12 protein-coding genes are annotated in these 16,903 nt (G+C 69.7%); 7 read left to right on the plus strand and 5 right to left on the minus strand.

From position 1 onward, the window contains the following. Nucleotides 1-46: 46 nt before the first annotated feature. Together Q9R02_RS01500 and Q9R02_RS01505 are read right to left on the minus strand one after the other, a co-directional pair. Complete coding sequence (locus tag Q9R02_RS01500) at nucleotides 47-2,119, minus strand: acyl-CoA dehydrogenase family protein (protein ID WP_305994869.1); 2,073 nt, start codon at nucleotides 2,117-2,119, stop codon at nucleotides 47-49. Next, nucleotides 2,112-2,927 carry a TetR/AcrR family transcriptional regulator gene (locus tag Q9R02_RS01505; protein WP_342006867.1) on the minus strand — a complete coding sequence of 272 codons (816 nt, stop codon included), beginning with the start codon at nucleotides 2,925-2,927 and terminating at the stop codon, nucleotides 2,112-2,114. The genes Q9R02_RS01500 and Q9R02_RS01505 overlap by 8 nt, the downstream gene beginning before the upstream one ends. Before the next feature lie 102 nt (nucleotides 2,928-3,029). Here Q9R02_RS01505 and Q9R02_RS01510 point away from each other — a divergent pair, with 102 nt between their 5' ends. The 3 genes from Q9R02_RS01510 to Q9R02_RS01520 are packed head-to-tail and all read left to right on the plus strand — an operon-like array spanning nucleotide 3,030 to nucleotide 6,627. Continuing rightward, nucleotides 3,030-4,331 carry an acetyl-CoA C-acetyltransferase gene (locus Q9R02_RS01510; protein WP_305994870.1) on the plus strand — a complete coding sequence of 434 codons (1,302 nt, stop codon included), beginning with the start codon at nucleotides 3,030-3,032 and terminating at the stop codon, nucleotides 4,329-4,331. 26 nt (nucleotides 4,332-4,357) lie between these two features. Continuing rightward, complete coding sequence (locus Q9R02_RS01515; protein ID WP_305994871.1) at nucleotides 4,358-5,695, plus strand: 3-oxoacyl-ACP reductase; 1,338 nt, start codon at nucleotides 4,358-4,360, stop codon at nucleotides 5,693-5,695. Further along, nucleotides 5,692-6,627, plus strand: coding sequence for a MaoC family dehydratase (locus Q9R02_RS01520; protein ID WP_305994872.1), 936 nt, complete (start codon nucleotides 5,692-5,694; stop codon nucleotides 6,625-6,627). The genes Q9R02_RS01515 and Q9R02_RS01520 overlap by 4 nt, the downstream gene beginning before the upstream one ends. Nucleotides 6,628-6,720: 93 nt before the next feature. On the opposite strand, the gene Q9R02_RS01525 is transcribed toward Q9R02_RS01520, so the two are convergent. Further along, entirely contained in the window at nucleotides 6,721-6,936 is a 216-nt protein-coding gene (locus Q9R02_RS01525) for a DUF7455 domain-containing protein (RefSeq protein ID WP_305994873.1), read from the minus strand. A gap of 218 nt (nucleotides 6,937-7,154) precedes the next feature. Between Q9R02_RS01525 and Q9R02_RS01530 the strand changes: the two genes are divergently transcribed. Continuing rightward, nucleotides 7,155-9,263: a DNA gyrase/topoisomerase IV subunit B gene (locus Q9R02_RS01530; protein WP_305994874.1), complete on the plus strand. Its 2,109-nt coding sequence runs from the start codon at nucleotides 7,155-7,157 to the stop codon at nucleotides 9,261-9,263. 42 nt (nucleotides 9,264-9,305) lie between these two features. Here Q9R02_RS01530 and Q9R02_RS01535 read toward each other — a convergent pair whose 3' ends face one another. Next, nucleotides 9,306-10,271 (minus strand): M56 family metallopeptidase, encoded by a 966-nt coding sequence (locus tag Q9R02_RS01535; RefSeq protein ID WP_305994875.1) that lies wholly within the window; start codon nucleotides 10,269-10,271, stop codon nucleotides 9,306-9,308. An 8-nt stretch (nucleotides 10,272-10,279) separates the two neighbouring features. Further along, nucleotides 10,280-10,678 carry a BlaI/MecI/CopY family transcriptional regulator gene (locus Q9R02_RS01540; RefSeq protein WP_305994876.1) on the minus strand — a complete coding sequence of 133 codons (399 nt, stop codon included), beginning with the start codon at nucleotides 10,676-10,678 and terminating at the stop codon, nucleotides 10,280-10,282. A 232-nt stretch (nucleotides 10,679-10,910) separates the two neighbouring features. On the opposite strand from Q9R02_RS01540, the gene Q9R02_RS01545 reads away from it, so the two are divergent. From Q9R02_RS01545 to cydD, 3 genes are read left to right on the plus strand one after another with little or no spacing between them, the layout of a single operon-like run. Further along, nucleotides 10,911-12,488: a cytochrome ubiquinol oxidase subunit I gene (locus tag Q9R02_RS01545; RefSeq protein ID WP_305994877.1), complete on the plus strand. Its 1,578-nt coding sequence runs from the start codon at nucleotides 10,911-10,913 to the stop codon at nucleotides 12,486-12,488. A gap of 13 nt (nucleotides 12,489-12,501) precedes the next feature. Then, nucleotides 12,502-13,551 carry a cytochrome d ubiquinol oxidase subunit II gene (cydB, locus tag Q9R02_RS01550; RefSeq protein WP_305994878.1) on the plus strand — a complete coding sequence of 350 codons (1,050 nt, stop codon included), beginning with the start codon at nucleotides 12,502-12,504 and terminating at the stop codon, nucleotides 13,549-13,551. Between the two features lie 3 nt (nucleotides 13,552-13,554). Continuing rightward, nucleotides 13,555-16,896 carry a thiol reductant ABC exporter subunit CydD gene (cydD, locus tag Q9R02_RS01555; RefSeq protein ID WP_305994879.1) on the plus strand — a complete coding sequence of 1,114 codons (3,342 nt, stop codon included), beginning with the start codon at nucleotides 13,555-13,557 and terminating at the stop codon, nucleotides 16,894-16,896. The last annotated feature ends 7 nt before the right edge of the window (nucleotides 16,897-16,903 follow it).

The raw sequence follows: 16,903 nt of genomic DNA on the forward strand, positions 1-16,903 counted from the left end.
ACGGGGGACGGGCCCTCAGCCATGCCCGGTTACTTCTCCTTGCGCGCTACTTCTTCTTCCGTTCCAGGAGGATCTTCTCGTCCACCGGGGCGTGGCCGGAGGCGCGGAGCGTCCGGTAGTAGGCGCGGGCCTCGTCCTGCCGGATCAGTTCGGCGCCGCTGCCCACGGTGGAGCGGATGTGCTCCTGGCCGTAGCCGAAGGCGTCCACCAAGTCCAGGGCGTGCGGGCGGATCCGGACCAGGAGACGGTTGATGTAGTCGCCCACGGTGCGGGCGCGCTGCATGGAGAGCCGGCCGTTCATGAGGTACCAGGACAGGTGCTTCTCGATCAGCGACAGGCCGAAGAGGTCGCGCAGCCAGGTCAGGACGGTGCGGGTGCCCGCATCCTCGATGCTGTGCAGGCCCTCGGTGAACGCCTCCCACTGGAGCAGTTCGCCGTGGGCGCGTGCGGCCTCGATCAGCTGGTCCTGGTTCTCGTTGAACAGTGCGGCGGCCTTCGCCTGGGGCAGGCGGTTGGCGCCCTTCAGAGCCCCGGCCGCTTCGGCCACCATGGTCTGGACGCGGTCCGTGAGGAGGTTCCGCTGGGTCTCCTCCTCCTTGAGCGCCTGGGCGGACTTCTGCGGCAGACCGGTGTCCGCCACGAACTGCGCCACCTGGCGCAGGCCCGTGCGGTGGAGCGCGACGTCGGACGCCTGCGCGACGACGAAGCGCGCCATCACGCCGAAGTCGACGTTGCGGAACTCTTTGGCGTAGTCGGCCAGGAGTCGCTTGGCCACCAGTTGGAGCAGGACGGTGTTGTCGCCCTCGAAGGTGGCGTAGACGTCCAGGTCGGCCCGCAGGGAGGCGAAACGGTTCTCAATCAGGAACCCGGCGCCGCCGCAGGCCTCGCGGCACTCCTGCAACGTGTCCAGGGCGTGCCAGGTGCTCAGCGGCTTCAGTGCGGCGGCCAGGGTCTCCAGGTCCTGCCGGTCCTCATCCGTGTCCTCGGCGCCGGAGAAGACGGCGTCGAACTTCTCCAGGAGCTGTTCGTGGGCGAAATTCGCCGCATAGGTGGTGGCGAGGCGGGTGAAGAGCCTGCGCTGGTGGCGCTGGTAGTCCAGGAGGACTTCCTCCTCCACCGGGGAGGCGGCGTTGAACTGGCGGCGCTGGCTGGCGTAGCGGATAGCCGAGGTGAGAGCGATCTTGCTGGCGGCGACGCTCGCGCCGTCCAACGAGACACGCCCCTGAACCAGGGTGCCGAGCATCGTGAAGAAGCGGCGGCCGGGGCTGGTGATGGGGGAGCTGTAGGTTCCGTCGGCCGCCACGTCACCGTAGCGGTTCAGCAGATTGGTGCGGGGGATCCGGACCTGGCTGAAGTGCAGGCGGCCGTTGTCGATGCCGTTCAGGCCTCCCTTCACGCCGTCGTCCTCCCCGCCGACGCCCGGCAGGAACTCCTTGGTCTCGGCGTCGCGGATCGGCACGTAGAAGGCGTGCACGCCGTGGTTGACGCCCTGCGTGATGAGCTGGGCGAACACCACGGCGGCCAGGCCGTCGTTCGCGGCGTTGCCCAGGAAGTCCTTCCACGCGGCCTTGAACGGCGTGTGGATGACGAACTCCTCCGTGGCCGGGTCATACGTGGCCGTGGTCCCGATGCTCGCGACGTCGGAGCCGTGGCCCATCTCGGTCATGGCGAAGGCGCCCGGCGTCTGAAGGGACATGATGGCCGGCAGCCACTTCTCATGGTGGGGTGCCGTGCCCAGGTGAAGCACGGCGGCGCCGAAGAGGCCCCACTGCACACCGGCCTTGATCTGGAGGGACGGATCCGCCGTGACGAGTTCCTCGAAGCCGGCGATGTTGCCGCCGTGGTCGTCCCCGCCGCCGAAGCGGGCCGGGAACGCGCGGTGCACGGCGCCATGATCCACCAGGCCCTTGAGCTGCTCGAAGACGCGCGCCCGGTGATCCACATGGGTCAGGCCCTCGATCTTGTGGAACTCCTCCTTGCCGGCCAGGGCGCGCGCCTCGTGCCGGACCTCGGCCCAGCGGCCGAGGAGCCGCTCGCCGAGCAGGGCCACGTCGAGGTGCGGGTCACGCACCTCGTCCTTGCCGTTCGGGTGACGGGTGTCCGGGAGTGCTTCAGTCATGCTGCTCTTCCTTTCCGGGGATCAACGCTGGGCCGGGATCTGCGCCGGCGCGCCTGGATGAGGGGGTGCGGGGTGCGGGGTGCTGAGTGCTGGGGGCGGCCCGCAGGGTGGGGACCGCGGGACGGATGCCGTCCACCAGCCAGGCCGTGAGGGCGCTGGCCATCTCCGCCTGGCTGGGCCGTTCCGCGCCGTCGGGGTTCAGGAGCCACTGTTCGCCCGCGGACCGGACCAGACCGATGGCGGCCCGTGGCCAGTAGCCCAGCAGGACGTCCTCTTCGGGGAACAGTTCGTTCATCGGCCGGGCGATCATGTCCGTCACGGCTGAAAGGAAGTGCCCGAATGCTGCGTCCTGCGCCGGGCCCTGTCCCTGGCTGTCCGCCCCGGGGTGCTGGGTGACGAAGGCGTAGACGTGCGGCGAGGTCTCGGCCATCTGCAGATAGGCGTTGACCATGGCGAACAGGCCTTCTTCGGGTCCCTGGGTCTCTTGCACAGCCTCACGGATCCGGGACTGCATCCGGTCCAGGACCACCTCGCCCACGGCCTGCTGGAGACCCGACTTGTCGCCGAAGTAGCGGTAGAACACGGACTTGGACGTTCCAGCGGACGCGGCGATCTCCTCCATGGAGGCCTCGGGGCCGAGGGCGTGGACGGCCTTGCGTGCCGCGCGGATGAGTTCCGTGCGGCGCTGCAAGCGGTGGGACTCCCACCGGGCGGCGCGGCCGTCCTGGCTCGGGACCGTGCCTTCGGAGGACTCAGAGGACACGAGGGGCGCTGCGGGCGCGGCTGGTTCAGGTGTGACCGGGTTCACGATACCCAGCGTATCAGGTACGCTGGGTATCAGTAATCATCGACTGGAAAACCCGCGAGGCCCGCCATGACCGGCGCGGCCCGCACGGAAACGGAGCGGACCATGACCACCGTACGGAAGGCCGTCGTCGTCGGCGGCAATCGCATCCCCTTCGCCCGCGCCAACGGCGCGTACGCCACGGCGTCCAACCAGGACATGCTGACCGCGGCACTGGACGGCCTGGTGGCCCGTTTCGGTCTCCAGGGTGAGCTGATCGGGGAGGTGGCCGCGGGCGCGGTCCTGAAGCACTCCCGCGACTTCAACCTCTCCCGCGAAGCCGTGCTCGGCTCGTCCCTGGCGCCCGAGACGCCCGTCTACGACCTTCAGCAGGCCTGTGCCACCGGCCTGGAGGCCGTGCTCGGCCTGGCGGACAAGATCAAGCTCGGCCGTATCGACTCCGCGATCGCCGGCGGCGTGGACTCGGCGTCGGACGCCCCCATCGCCGTCAGCGAGGGCCTGCGCCGGGTGCTGCTCGAGCTGAACCGTGCCAAGACCGCACAGCAGAAGCTCAAGGCGCTCTCCAAGCTGCGCCCCAAGGACCTCGCCCCGAACGCACCCGGCACGGGCGAGCCCCGCACCGGCCTGTCCATGGGAGAGCACCAGGCCATCACCACCGCCCAGTGGGGCGTGACCCGGCAGGCCCAGGACGAACTGGCCCTGGCCAGCCACAAGAACCTCGCAGCCGCATACGACCGCGGCTTCTTCGACGATCTGGTCACGGCCTACCGCGGTCTCAGCCGGGACTCCAATCTGCGCGCGGACACCAGCCTGGAGAAGCTGGTCAAGCTGTCCCCGGTGTTCGGCAAGCAACTCCCCACCCCGGCCACCATGACTGCCGGCAACTCCACCCCGCTCACCGACGGCGCCTCTGCCGTCCTGCTGGCCTCCGAGGAGTGGGCCGATGCACGTGACCTCCCGAAGCTCGCCACCGTGGTGGACGGTGAGGCGGCCGCCGTCGACTTCGTCCACGGCAAGGAAGGCCTCCTGATGGCGCCGGCCTACGCCGTGCCGCGCCTGCTGGCCCGCAACGGCCTGAGCCTTGACGACTTCGACTTCTTCGAGATCCACGAGGCGTTCGCCGGCACGGTTCTGAGCACGCTCGCGGCTTGGGAGGACGAGAACTTCTGCCGCGAACGTCTCGGCCTCGACGCGCCGCTCGGCGCGATCGACCGGGCGAAGCTCAACGTCAACGGCTCCTCCCTCGCCGCCGGGCACCCGTTCGCCGCCACCGGCGGACGCATCGTCGCTTCCCTGGCCAAGATGCTCCACGAGAAGGCAGTCGCGGATGGCAAGCCAGCCCGTGGCCTCGTGTCCGTCTGCGCGGCCGGCGGCCAGGGCGTCGTCGCGATCCTCGAGTCCTACTGAGGCCCGCGGCGACGAAAGGCAGAATCATGGCAGACAAGTACACCGAATTCGTCAGCCGCGGCTTCGGCCGCGACCTGGCCCGCAAGCTCGGCCTCCCGCAGCCGGTGAAGCTGCGCCGCTACACGCCGGAGCAGCCGCTGCTGGACGGCCCGGCCGTGGTGCTCGGACAGGGTGATGGGGCCGAGGGGGTCGCCGCCCAGCTCCTCGACTGGGGGCTGGACGTCCGCCGCAGCATCGGCGGCTCAGAGAAGATCGCCGCCCTCGTGCTGGTGCTGGATGAGCTGAGCCACCCGGCCGAGCTCTCGGCCACCGCGCTCGCGGCCGGTCAGCTGTTGCGCCAGCTGCGGCCTTCGGGCCGCGTGGTCACCGTCTCGCGCGACGCGGCCTCGGCCATGGAACCCGCGACGGCGGCGGCCCGCCAGGCCGTGGACGGATTCCTCCGCTCGCTGGCCAAGGAGCTCCGGGCCGGCGCCACCGGCAACGGCGTGGTCCTGGAGGACGGGGCCGATGCCGCGTCGCCCGCGGCGCTGGGCGCCCTCCGTTTCCTGCTCTCCGCGCGTTCGGCCTTCGTGGACGGGCAGTTCCTGCGGGTCACTGAGGGGGACACCGTGCCCGACGGCGGCCGCGAGCCGCTGGCCGGCCGCGTCGCCGTGGTCACGGGTGCGGCACGGGGCATCGGCGCCGCGATCGCCGCCTCGCTGAGCCGCGACGGGGCCAAGGTCATCCTGGTGGACGTTCCTGTGGCCGGTGAGCAGCTGGCGGCGACCGCGAACGCGGTGGGTGGTGTGGCGCTCCAGGCGGACATCACCTCCGAGGACGCCGCCCAGCGGATCCTGGACCTGGCCGGTGAGCGCTTCGGGCACCTGGACATCGTGGTGCACAATGCGGGCATCACGCGGGACAAGCTCCTGGCCAATATGGACCAGGCTCGCTGGGACAGCGTCATCGCCGTGAACATCGCGTCGCAGCTGCGCATGAACGAGGCGTTTCTGGCTTCCTCCCTGTTCCGCGACCGGCCGCGGATCGTCAGCCTGGCCTCCACGTCGGGCATCGCCGGCAACCGGGGCCAGACCAATTACGGAGCGTCCAAGGCCGCCGTCATCGGGATGGTCCGCGCGAGCGCACCGCGCCTGGCCGAGCATGGGGGAGCCATCAACGCCGTGGCCCCGGGGTTCATCGAGACCGAGATGACCTCCCGGATCCCGTTCGCCACGCGCGAGGTGGCCAGGCGGCTGAACTCCCTCCAGCAAGGCGGACTGCCGCAGGACGTGGCGGAAGCCATCGCTTTCCTCGCCGGTCCCGCCGCCGGCGGCGTGAACGGTCAGGTCCTGCGCGTGTGCGGCCAGAACCTGGTGGGCCAGTGAGCACCGCGGCACTGACCGTGGTCCTTCAGGAACCGCCGTCGCTGGCGCGGCTGTACCTGAACGCGGCGGCCACGGCCGCGGCTCATCGTCTCCGCAAGCGGCCCGCCGCCACCCGGGTCCCGGAGGCGGTGCACGAACTTCCGGCTTTGACCGTGGACCTGGAGCACCTGACCAGCTTCCAGCGGCTGCTGCACGCCACCGTGCGGGACGAGTTGCCGTCGGCCTATGTGCACACGCTCGCCTTCCCTGTGTCGATGAGCGTCATGACCCGGGACGACTTCCCGCTTCCGCTCCTGGGGCTGGTGCACCTGGAGAACTCCGTGGAGCACCACGCCGCCATCCCGTTCACCCTTCCTCTGACGGTGAGGGCTCATGCCGAGAACCTCGCCGGGCACCGGGCGGGCACCACGGTGGACATGGTTGCTGAAGTCAGCGACTCCGTCACCAGGGAGCTGCTCTGGCGCGGTGTCTCGACGTATCTCGCCAAGGGCGTGTTCTTCCCCGGCCTGGACAAGCCGGGTACTGGGGGCAGGAACGGGGAACGCGCCCGGGAGCCGTTCGTCCCGCCGACCCCCACCGCGCTGTGGCGCCTGGGGCAGGAGACGGGCCGCGACTACGCAGGGGTCTCCGGCGACTTCAACCCCATCCACCTGAGCTCGCTGAGCGCCAGGGCGCTGGGCATGAAGACCTCCCTGGCCCACGGCATGTACTCGGTGGCACGGGTCCTTGCGGAGTCCGGCCACGACAGCGATGCCGGAACCCGCTGGCACGTGGGTTTCGAGGCGCCGGTCTACCTGCCCGCCACGGTGGCCGTGTCCCTGCAGGACGCGCAGGACCCCGGCGGGGAATGGACCGGGACCGCCTTCCAGGCCTGGAACGGCAAGAGCGCCCGCAGGCACTTCCACGGACGGATCGAACCGCTGGGCCGCTGACGGCACCGTCTGACCATGCGGTCGGAGTACGGGAAGGGCCCGGCACCCCATGGGGTGCCGGGCCCTTCCGCCGACCCGGAGTTCAGACTCCGCTCAGTCCACCGGTTCCTTCTCCAGGAGCCGGGACGTCTCGTCGTGCCATTCACGGCTCAGCGGCCGGAGGTTCGCCTCCACCGCGCGTGCATGGTGCCCACAGAACAGGAGTTCCCCGCCAGAGGCCTCAAGAACCACCCGGACGAATGCCTGGGCGCCGCAACGGTCACAACGGTCAGCCGCATTGAGCGTGCGTTCCGCAACTGCTGTTGACATCGGGGGCCTCCTTCAATAGATCCGTACACCTATATAACCAGTGACCGGGCCGTTCCGATGTCACAAACAGGGCTCTTTCGCTCAGCGCGTAGTCCGGGGCGGGCGGGGCCGGCGGCCAGTGGGAGCGGTGCCCGGTGAGCCTGCACGGTCCGCCGTCCGGGGAGAACTATCCTGGAAAGAGCGTCCAGACGGTCCCAACAGCCAGGAGTCCTGACCCAGTGTCACCCAGTTCCGAATACAGTGCCCGGCATCTCTCCGTCCTGGAGGGGCTCGAAGCCGTGCGCAAGCGCCCGGGCATGTACATCGGCTCCAACGATTCCCGGGGCCTCATGCACTGCCTCTGGGAGATCATCGACAACTCGGTCGATGAGGCGCTGGCCGGCTTCGGTCATGACATCAAGGTCATCCTCCACGCGGACAACTCGGTGGAAGTGCACGACGACGGCCGCGGCATCCCGGTGGACATCGAACCGAAGACCGGGCTCACCGGCGTCGAGGTCGTCTTCACGAAGCTGCACGCCGGCGGCAAGTTCGGCGGCGGCTCCTACAACGCCTCCGGCGGTCTGCACGGTGTGGGCGCCTCCGTGGTGAACGCACTGTCCTCCCGCCTGGACGTCCAGGTGGACCGCGGCGGCAAGACCTACCAGATGTCCTTCCGCCGCGGCGAGCCCGGCCGTTTCGAGGACTCGGGCAGCAAGATGCGTCCCGACGCCACCTTCAAGCCGTTCCTGGATGGCTCCACGCTGGACGTGGTGGGCAAGGCCAAACGCGGGGTCACCGGCACCCGGATCAGGTACTGGGCCGACACCCAGATCTTCACCCCGGACGCCCGCTTCTCCTACGAGGATCTGACGGGCCGCGCGCGCCAGACGTCCTTCCTGGTACCCGGCCTGAGGATCACCGTCCGGGACGATCGCCGCCTGCCGGGCACTCCGGGGGAGAGCGGTCCGCACGAGGAGGTGTTCCACCACGACGGCGGCATCTCCGAATTCGCGGAGTTCCTGGCCGCGGACACGGCGGTCACGGACATCTGGCGCCTGAACGGCTCCGGGAGCTTCAAGGAGACCGTGCCGGTCCTGGACGAGCAGGGCCACAGCCGCCTGGCCGAGGTGGAGCGCCACTGCGAGGTGGACGTCGCGCTCCGCTGGGGCATCGGCTACGACACCACCGTGCGGACCTTCGTCAACATCATCGCCACGCCCAAGGGCGGCACCCACCTGGCCGGCTTCGAGCAGGCGCTGCTGAAGACCTTCCGCAAACAGATCGAGGTCAACGCCCGCAAGCTGAAGGCGGGCAATGACAAGGTGGAGAAGGACGACGTCACCGCGGGTCTGACCGCCGTGCTCACGGTTCGTCTCGCCGAACCGCAGTTCGAAGGCCAGACCAAGGAGGTCCTCGGCACGCCCGCGGTCCGTGCGATCGTCGCCCGCGTCGTCGAGAACGAGATCACCGCCCGGCTGACGTCCACCAACCGCAGCGACAAGGCCCAGGCCACCTTCCTGCTGGAGAAGGTGGTCAACGAGATGAAGTCGCGCGTCTCCGCGCGCGTGCACAAGGAGACCCAGCGCCGGAAGAACGCGCTCGAGTCCTCCACCATGCCGACCAAGCTGGCCGATTGCCGCAGCAATGACGTGGCGCGCTCCGAGCTGTTCATCGTGGAGGGCGATTCCGCACTCGGCACCGCCAAACTGGCACGGTCCTCGGACTTCCAGGCCCTCCTGCCCATCCGGGGCAAGATCCTCAACGTGCAGAAGGCCTCCGTGGGGGACATGCTCTCCAACGCCGAATGTGCCGCCCTCATCCAGGTGGTGGGCGCCGGCTCGGGCCGCAGCTTCGACCTGGAGGCCGCCCGCTACGGCAAGGTGGTGCTCATGACGGACGCCGACGTGGACGGGGCGCACATCCGCACCCTGCTGCTCACGCTCTTCTACCGTTACATGCGACCGCTTGTGGAGGCGGGGCGCGTCTTCGCGGCCGTCCCGCCGCTGCACCGGGTGGAGGTCATCAACGCCGGATCCAAGGCCAACGAGTACGTCTACACGTACTCCGAACAGGAGCTGCATGTGCTCCTGGCCCGTCTGGAGCAGGAGGGGCGCCGGTACAAGGAGCCGATCCAGCGCTACAAGGGCCTGGGAGAGATGGACGCCGATCAGCTCGCAGAGACCACCATGGACCCCCGGCACCGGACGCTCCGGCGGGTCAGCATCGACAATGCCGAGCAGGCCGAGCGGATCTTTGAACTCCTCATGGGATCCGAGGTGGCACCCCGCAAGGACTTCATCGTGGCGGGTGCGCAGCACCTGGACCGGGATCGCATCGACGCCTGAGCGCCTTCATCGCTCGGCACCGGCCGGCCGCCGGCGCGGCGTTCAGACGTGGACGACGCCGGGGACGATCAGCAGCGCGGTGGGCACCAGGAGCAGCAGTACTGCCGAGGCGAGCACGGCCAGCCGTTGCGCCGGAGGCAACGCGGGTGCCGCGCTCAGGAGACGCTTGACCCGGGCCACCGTCGTGGCGGACGCGCCGGCGTCGTCGTTCACCTCGAGCGGCTCCGAGACGTCCGGCACGTACTGACCCGGCTGCTGCCCGTCCGCGACGACGGCGACGGCCCGGATGAGGGTGCCGCGGTCGCTGACCTTCAGCGCGGCATCGTCGGCCAGCATCTCGATGAGTTCATTGACGGCGCGCTGCGCCACACGGGTGGTGGGCAGCCAGGGGAGTGCGGCGCGCCAGGCGGCGAACGCCCAGAGCAGCAGGTGGTGGCGCTGGGTCAGATGGCTGCTCTCGTGGGCCAGGACCGCAGTGAGTTCGCGCTCGTCCAGGGCCGCCATGAGGGAGTCGGAGAGGACCGTCACCGAGCGGGCACCGCCCGGGAGGCAGTAGGCGACCGGCGCGGCGTGGCTGATGACCACGGTGCCCGGATCGTCGTGCGGTTCGCTCAGAATGGCCAGCAGATCCCGGTGGCGCCGCCGTCCCGTGCTGATCCGCAGGTAGCTGAGCAGCAGGGTGAAAAGCAGGTGGAGGGTCAGTGCGCCGGCCGTCGTCAGGCCGACCACGTTCCAGAACCCGAGGGCGTCCTTGCCGGCCGGGGCCGTTCCGATCATGATGAGGAGCAGGCCGTGCAGGCCGGAGACCAGGTTGTCGCCCAGGGGGGACAGCCCATAGCAGAGCATGGCGCCGATCATGGAAAGACCTCCGGCCAGGCCGATGGCCTGCCAGAGGACGAGCGCGGCGAACGGGTCCCGCGTGGGCCAGGTGCATCGTGCCAGGAGGATGGGCGCCGGCCAGGCGAGGATGATCGCCAGAGCTGCTAGGAACCAGGCGGCGAGGAACACCGCATGCCTCAGCTGGCCTGCGGGGCGGAATCCGCGGGCGGAGTGATGCCCAGGAGCCTGCGGAGGGCGTCCGCCTCCTCGGTGGTCACGGAGCCCACGAAACGCGCCAGCACGGCCTCACGGTCCGGAGCGGAACCCAGCACCTCATGCATGAGTTCGGCGGTGTGCTCGGCGCGGCTGGACACGGCACGGTAGCGGTGCGGGCGGGTGCCGCGTTCGCGGGTCACCAGCCCCTTCTTCTCCAGGCGGGAGAGGACGGTCAGCACGGTGGTCACGGCGAGCTCCTTGCCGCCGTGGGCGGGATCCGTGCCGGCCAGCCGGTCGCGCAGATCGTTGGCCGTGGTGGCATCGCTGCCGGCCCAGAGAAGGTCCATGACGGAACGCTCAAGATCCCCAAGGCTTGCCATTGAAAGCGTCCAACTCCTCTGTAATGCTGAATCCGATCGCGCGTCCGGGGATGTCCGGACGTGAGTGCATCTTTAAATCTATCCTGTTCCGGCCGCTTTTTCTACATTCAGTAGAACCATCGCCGGACGTGTCGGACGACACGCGCCAGTGCCGCTCCAGCTGTTCTACACTTTGTAGAAGACAACTTCTACGTGGCGTAGAAATCAAGTGTCGGTGAAGAACGGGGAAGCCATGGATCCGCTCGAAATTGCCCGCTGGCAGTTCGGCATCACAACCGTCTACCACTTCATGATGGTGCCCTTGACCATCGGCCTCGGCCTGGTGGTGGCCTTCATGCAGACCCTCTGGTACCGCAGCGGCAAGGCCGAGTACCTGCGCATGACCAAGTTCTGGGGCAAGCTCTTCCTCATCAACTTCATCATGGGCGTGGCCACGGGAATCGTGCAGGAGTTCCAGTTCGGCATGGCCTGGAGCGAGTACAGCCGCTTCGTGGGTGACGTCTTCGGCGCCCCGCTGGCCATGGAGGCGCTGCTGGCGTTCTTCGTGGAATCCACCTTCCTGGGCCTGTGGATCTTCGGCTGGAAGCAGCTGCGCAAGGGGCTGCACCTGGCGTGCCTGTGGATCGCGGTCATCGGCTCGGTCATCTCCGCCTACTTCATCATCGTGGCCAACAGCTGGATGCAGCACCCGGTGGGTGTCACGCTCCAGGACGGCCGCGGCCGCATGGTCGACGCCTGGGCCGTGTTCACCAACAACACCGCCATCGTGGCCTTCAGCCACACGATCATGGGCGCTCTCGCCGTCGCCGGCGGTTTCCTGCTGGGCATCGCCTGGTACCACCTGTGGCGCCGCCGCACCGACGGGATCGACACCGTGGATGAGAACGGCCGCGTCGTGGTCGGCGAAGCGGCCGGTGTGCCGGGCCGTGACAAGACGGACCACAAGGTCTGGCTGCGTTCCCTGAGGATCGGCGCCGTCATCGCAGCGATCTCCTTCGCCGGAACCTCCATCACGGGCGACCTCCAGGGCAAGCTGATGTTCGTGCAGCAGCCCATGAAGATGGCCGCCGCCGAGGCCGCGTGCCACGACGGCACCCAGTTCTCCGTGCTCAGCGTGGGGGACCTCGGATCCAAGGACTGCTCCAACATCGTGGCCGTCATCGAGGTCCCCGGACTCCTCTCCTTCCTGGCCAAGGGCGACTTCACCACCGATGTGAAGGGCGTGAACACCCTGGTCCCGGAGTACCAGGCGAAGTACGGCACCAATCTCCCCAACGACCCCAAGCTCGGTGACCGCGCCGGCAAGGCCATCCAGTACGTTCCCGTCATGGAGGTCACCTACTGGGGCTTCCGCATGATGATCGGCTTCGGCGGCCTCGCGGCGCTGGCCGCCGTCGTCGCGCTCTGGCTCACCCGGCGCGGCACCGTGCCCGCGAGCCGCTGGCTCATGCGACTGGCCGTGTTCGGCATCCTGGCGCCCTTCGGCGCCAACGCCGCAGGCTGGATCTTCACAGAGATGGGACGCCAGCCGTTCGTCGTCGCACCGAACCCGGACGTCACCGGCGCCGACCCCGTCTTCATGTACACGGCGGCCGCGGTCTCCCCGGGTGTCTCCGGCGGGGAGATCCTGACCTCCCTCATCCTCCTGAGCGCCGTCTACGCCGCGCTCATGGTGGTGGAGGTGAAGCTCCTGACCACCTACATCCGGGGAGGCGTGGCGTCCGCGATGCCGGAGCTCGCCCACCCGGGGAAGGATGAGGACTCCGGGCCTTCATCCGATGACACCGACGTCCTGGCCTTCGCGTACTGAGAGGTAGAGAGCAATGGAAGTTCTTCCCAGCATCTGGTTCATCGCCATCGCCGTGCTCTGGACCGGCTACCTCTTCCTGGAGGGTTTCGACCTGGGCGTCGGCATGCTCATGAAGCTCTTCGCCCGTAGCGACCGCGAGCGCCGCGTCCTGCTGAATACGGTCGGACCGGTGTGGGACGGCAACGAAGTCTGGCTGCTGACCGCGGGCGGTGCGACGTTCGCGGCGTTCCCGCACTGGTACGCCTCCCTGTTCTCGGCCCTCTACCTGCCGCTGACCCTGGTCCTGCTCGGCCTGATCTTCCGGGCCGTCGCCTTCGAATACCGGGGCAAGATCAACACGGACCGCTGGCGCAACGCCTGGGACTGGGCGATCGTGCTGGGGTCTTTCGTGGCCGCCTTCGGCATCGGCGCGGCCCTCGCCCTGAGCACCACCGGCCTGCCTCTGAACGCCAACGGCGACCGGGTGGGCGGGCCCTTCGCCTGGTTCACCCCGTACGCCCTGCTGGGCGGCCTGGCCGTGGTCGGCTTCGCGCTGGTCCACGCCCTGGCCTTCCTGATGATCAAGACCGACGGTGAGATCCGTCACCGGGCCCGTGCCTGGCTCACCCGCTGGCTCCCGCTCGGCCTGGTGCCGATCGCCGCGTGGGTGGTCGCCGTCCAGCTCCTGCACGGCAAGTGGTTCAGCTGGGTCCTGACCGTCCTGGCGGTGGCCGCGGCGGTGGCCGCCTGGCTGCTGGCCCGCCGGCAGGCCGAAGGCAAGGCGTTCCTGTCCCTGGGGATCTTCCTCGCCGCGGGCACCTCGGCGATCTTCTCCGCCGTCTACCCGGTGGTCCTGCCGTCCACACTGGACCCGGCGTTCAATCTGACCGTCGCCAACGCGTCGTCGAGCGACTACACGCTGGGCCTCATGACCGTGGTGGCGTGCATCGGCCTGCCGCTCGTGATCGCCTACCAGGCCTGGACCTACTGGGTGTTCCGGAGACGCATCAGTGCGGCCCACATCCCGGATTCGCACACCGTCCTGCCGGCCGTGGTCCGCAAGGTCCTCAAGGGGCAGTCCTGATCCATGGCTGAGAGGAAGTCGCCGTTCCCCCCGGCGCCCCGCCGTTCGCTGTACCTTCTGGGACTGCTGGGCGCCCTGAACGCACTCGGCCTGGTGCTCATGGCCCAGGCCATCGCGGCGGGGCTCGGGGGACTGGCTTCGGGGCACGACGCCGGGAGCCTCCTGAGCCTCTGTCTGCAGGGAACGCTGGGCGCACTGCTGCGGGCCGGGGCGAGCTGGGGGCAGGCCGTGGTGGCCCGTGCCACGGTGGTCGAGGTCAAGGAGGGCTTCCGGACCAGGCTGCTCTCCGCGCTGCTGGACGGCCGGCGTCCTACGGATTCCGCGGGACGCGGGGCCGACACTCTGCTGGTGACCCGGCGTCTGGACGAACTGGACAAGTTCTACACCGAGTACCTCCCCGCCCTGGTCAACTGCGCCACGGTGCCGCTGCTGCTGGGCGCACGGATCCTGCTGGCGGACTGGATCAGTGCACTCATCATCGTGCTGACCATCCCTCTGGTGCCGCTGTTCATGATCCTCATCGGGCGGCACACTCAGGAGAGCCTGGGCCGGGCGTACCGGACGCTGGACGTCCTGTCCTCCCACCTGGTGGAGCTGGTCCGCGGTCTGCCTGTCCTCCTGGGGCTCGGGCGTACCGAGGGGCAGCGCCAGGCGCTGGACGCCGTGGGGGAGAAGCACCGCCGGGAGTCCATGACCACCCTCCGCACGGCCTTCCTCTCGGCCTTCGCGCTGGAACTCATCGCCACCATCTCCGTGGCGCTGGTCGCCGTGACCATCGGCGTCCGACTGGTGCACGGCCAGATGGGGCTCGACGCCGGGCTCCTCGCCCTGATTCTGGCTCCCGAGTGCTACCAGTCCCTGCGCGTCCTGGGCTCCGCCTACCACGCGAGCGAGGACGGCAAGCTGGCCCTGGCGGAGGTGGGCGACGCACTGCGCTCCGAGCCGGCCGGTGAAGTCACCCTGCGCCACGACCATGCGGCCGTGGCCGGGCGGGTCCGGGTGGAGGCCCTGACCGTGGCCTACCCGGACCGGGGCGTCCGGCTCGGTCCCGTCGGATTCGACCTCCGGACCGGCACCGTCACTGCGCTGACCGGTCCCAGCGGATGCGGCAAGAGCACCATCCTCGCGGCCCTCACCGGAACGCTCGACGCGCCGGCCACGGTGAACGGGATCCTGCATGTCGCCGGCGATCCCACCCGGGACGGTGAGGCGACCCGCTTCGCCTACGCCCCCCAGCACCCGGAGTTCCTCCGGGACACGGTCGAGGACGAAGTCCGGACCTGGGCGGGGTCCATGGAAGCGGAGGAGACAGTCCGCCGGGCCCTCGAGCTCGCCGACGCCGTCGGCCTGGCCGGATCGCGCCCCGCGGAACTGAGCCCCGGGGAGCAGCGCCGCGTGGCGCTGGCCCGGGCGTTCGCCGTCGCGCTGACCGAGCAGGCCGTCCTGGTGCTCGACGAGCCCACCGCACACCTGGACGAGACCCGCGCCGGGCGGATCCGCCGCAGCATCGCACTGCTGGCGCAGGAGCGCCCCGTGCTGCTGGTGAGCCATGACCCCGCCACGCTGGCCATCGCCTCGGAGCATGTCCCCGTGACGGCGTCTGGAGCGGCGGACAGCAGGGAGACTGAGCGGGTCCTGGAGAGCAGCCACACCGCTGATCCGGCGGTGGCGCGGAAGGCCCCGGTCCGGACGGAAGAAGACCCCGGCGACGCTGACACCCCGGAACGGCGCGGAACGGGACTGCTGACCGGCTTCCGGCGCCGGCTGACCGGTTCGGTGGTGCTGGGTGTGCTGGCACAGCTGTTCTCCGTGTGCCTCGCGGCGCTGTCCGGCTGGCTCATCGTCCACGCATCCTCGCAGCCCCCCATCCTGTACCTGATGGCCGCCATCGTGGGGGTGCGATTCTTCGGCATCGGACGCTCCGCCCTGCGCTACACGGAGCGCCTCCGCATGCACGACACCGTGTTCCGTCTCACCACGGGTCTGCGTGGCCGTCTCTGGACCGCCCTGTCCACCCGGGCCCTCGGGATCCGCCGCCTCATGCAGGGTGATGCGGTGCTGGACACCGTGGTCGCCCAGGTGGACGAGTACCGTGACCTCCTGCCCCGCGTTATGGGGCCTCGCTGGACCGCCATCGGCACCTCGGCAGTAGGCATCGTGGCCACGGCGCTGGTCCTGCCCTGGGCCACGCCTGTCGTGGTGATCGTCAGCGTCCTGGGTGTGCTCGCGGCGCCGGCGCTCGCGGTCCGGGCCGACCGGCATGCGAGCCGGCTGAACGTCAGCCGGCGCTCGGCGCTGCTCCAGTACGTCTCCCGGTCCCTTCAGTCGCGGAAAGACCTCGGCGGCAACGGGCTCGCCCCGCTCGCCGTCGCCGAGGCGGAAGGGCTTTCCGCCGAGGCCGTCGGCGCGGCGCGCCGCAGCGCCTGGGCGGAGGGACTGGCGCAGGCACTCGCCGTGCTGGCCTCGGCGCTGGGCGCCGTCGTCGTCGTGATCCTGGCCGTGGCGCAGGGCGGCGGGCAGGGCGCGGCCGAGCGCGCCGCCGTCGTGGCGTTGCTCCTCCTGTCCCTGGTGGAACCGTTCCTGGCCGGCATCACCGCAGCCAGGCTGCGGCCCTCCCTCCGGGCGTTGGAGGAGGAACTCGAGGCGGTCCTGGCGCCCGACGCGCCCCTCGCGTCGCACGGCACCCGCGTCCAGGAGCCGCAGGCCTTCCCCAGCTGGCTCCGCTTCACCGGGCTGAGTGCGGCCTGGCCGGACGGGGATCCGGTCTTCACCGGCCTGAACGGCGAAGCGCGGCCCGGCCGTTCGCTCGCAGTCACGGGGGAGTCCGGCAGCGGGAAGTCCACGCTCCTGGCGGTACTCATGGGGTTCCTGCCGCCCGGGCGGGGGCAGGTGGAGATCCACGGCCGGATCGCCTGGTGCCCCCAGGAATCCCACGTCTTCGATTCGACGGTGCGCGGGAATCTCTCCCTGGCTCTCCCCGTAGGTGGCGCCGCCGATGCCGGGCTGTGGGAGGCACTGGAACGCACCGGACTGGCCCGGGCCGTCCGGGACATGCCACGTGGACTGGACACCCGCATCGGCCCGGGCGGTGCGTTCCTCTCGGGCGGGCAGCGGCAGCGGCTGGCGATGGCCCGCACCTTGCTGGCCGGGGCCACGGTCCTGCTGCTGGATGAGCCGACGGCGCACCTGGACTCCGAAGCCGCAGACGCCCTGATGGCGGATCTGACAGCTTCCCTGCAGGAGGAGACTCTGCTGGTGGTATCCCACCGGGAGGCTGACCTGGTGTTCCTTGACGACAGGCTGGTCCTGGGAGAGGAATCCCCGCAGGGGGCGCTGGCTCGCTGACGTTATG

This window comes from Arthrobacter horti (genome assembly GCF_030731045.1).
Taxonomy (GTDB): domain Bacteria; phylum Actinomycetota; class Actinomycetes; order Actinomycetales; family Micrococcaceae; genus Arthrobacter_E; species Arthrobacter_E nanjingensis.